Source organism: Marinicella rhabdoformis (assembly GCF_009671245.1).
Lineage (GTDB): Bacteria > Pseudomonadota > Gammaproteobacteria > Xanthomonadales > Marinicellaceae > Marinicella > Marinicella rhabdoformis.
The window spans coordinates 1-281 of the sequence record NZ_VTFS01000016.1 but is presented as its reverse complement, the minus strand read 5'-3'; the positions used below and the strand labels follow the sequence as shown (position 1 = coordinate 281).

Annotated in this window: 1 rRNA gene; it reads right to left on the bottom strand. The window is 36.3% G+C overall.

Annotated features, from left to right (window positions below):
- Positions 1 to 199: 199 nt before the first annotated feature.
- Positions 200 to 281, bottom strand: a 23S ribosomal RNA gene (locus FET73_RS15040); the annotation flags it as partial.

The window sequence follows — 281 nt, the reverse complement described above, 5'->3', positions numbered from 1 at the left end:
GGTTCTATAGCTCTATTTTCACCAGAAAACTGGTCGCTTATGACTGCTAAGGTCATAAGACTGATGTTTGGAATATGAATCTAAATCTTTGATTGAATTAATGGGTCTAAAGTTTGATGTATATAAGTCATCGTTATCTCATAAAAGAGACTTTAATCCTTATAAACTTGTCATACTTCCCAAATTCCTTGGGTGTTATATGATCAAGCCTCACGGGCAATTAGTACTGGTTAGCTTCATACATTACTGCACTTCCACACCCAGCCTATCAACCTTGTAGT